Origin of the sequence: Corynebacterium pilbarense (genome assembly GCF_026930265.1) — a bacterium.
GTDB lineage: Bacteria > Actinomycetota > Actinomycetes > Mycobacteriales > Mycobacteriaceae > Corynebacterium > Corynebacterium pilbarense.
The window spans coordinates 1-797 of record NZ_JANRML010000077.1; the positions used below are offsets into that span (position 1 = coordinate 1).

The window sequence follows — 797 nt, forward strand, 5'->3', positions numbered from 1 at the left end:
CAATATACGATGAGGACTTCTGTTCTGCACATATATTGTTGTCATTGTTGCTTCTCCCCATAAGAACATGGATAGACCTTGATCATTTAATAAGGCTTTTACAGTTTCTTCAATGGATCTATTCTTTCTTTCTGCTACACCATTTGGTTGAGGATTATGAGGAACAGTCAGCTCCCTTCTAATCCCTACAGTCTTGCAGAATGCAACGAACTCCTTCGAGGTGTATTCTCCTCCATTATCTGACTTGAGTATCTTAATCTTCCTTACAAAAAGGTTCTCTATCAAGGCTTTGAATTCCTTGAATTTACTAAATACTTCATCTTTAGATTTTAAGAAATATATCCAGGTCTTACGAGAATAATCATCAATAAATGATACATAGTATACATACCCGCTAATGGAGGATGATGGCATTGGGCCACATACATCTGAATGAATGAGTTCTAGGACTCCTTCTGCCTTGCTGTCCCTCTTCGGAAACGGGTTCTTGATGTTCTTCCCTTGTGCACATCCATTGCATACGCCTTCATGGTCACCTTTGAGTTCTGGTAAACCTGTGACCGCTTTGCATATGTATGGTAGCGCCTTGTAGTTAATGTGAGCTAATATTCTATGCCAAAGTTCACATGGATTCTCAATGGTGTGGGTCATGGAAGCTTCTGAGTGACCCACCTTCTTCTTTTCCACTAATGATTGCTTCATTTGTGATCTCTCCTTTAGCACGTTGCCTTCTGCAACCTTCGCTATAGCTTCCTCATGTGACCTGGAGCAAGGTCAACAAAACAACAAGCAAGAAT

The 797-nt window shown here is 40.4% G+C and carries 1 protein-coding gene; it reads right to left on the reverse strand.

Features of this window, described 5'->3' with window-relative positions; genetic code table 11:
- Window positions 1–702, reverse strand: a 702-nt coding sequence (locus NUW87_RS11425) for a DDE-type integrase/transposase/recombinase (RefSeq protein WP_269028646.1), incomplete at its 3' end; no start/stop codon positions are given.
- Window positions 703–797 lie beyond the last annotated feature (95 nt).